This is a genomic window from Ferrovum myxofaciens (genome assembly GCF_000735045.1).
Lineage (GTDB): Bacteria > Pseudomonadota > Gammaproteobacteria > Burkholderiales > Ferrovaceae > Ferrovum > Ferrovum myxofaciens.
This window is the reverse complement of the sequence record NZ_JPOQ01000170.1, coordinates 1-280: the sequence shown is the minus strand read 5'-3', so window position 1 is coordinate 280 and position 280 is coordinate 1. Positions and strand designations below refer to the sequence as shown.

Genomic DNA, 280 nt, shown 5'->3' with positions numbered 1-280 from the left:
GTCGCTCTGCCTGACGCGACACCTTGGCATCATGCTGGCCATGGAGGGCTGCCTGATGCCAGGTGCGCACCTGCTCCACATAAATCCCCTTCTCGCGACAATAACGGCTCAATTCGATCTCTGACAGCCCCGCCGTCTCAATCACCACCGCCAACTTCGCTTCCGCAGACCAATCGTCCGCCCCTTTCACCGATCCTGGCACTGGAACCCCCTCTGACTTCACCTTGTTTCGCCAAGCATACAGGGTAACCGTTGAGATCCCTTCCTGTCTCGATACCTC

At 58.2% G+C, this 280-nt stretch carries 1 pseudogene; it reads right to left on the bottom strand.

Annotated elements, in window-relative coordinates:
* Nucleotides 1-280, bottom strand: a pseudogene (locus IV91_RS0112380) (IS3 family transposase); the annotation flags it as partial.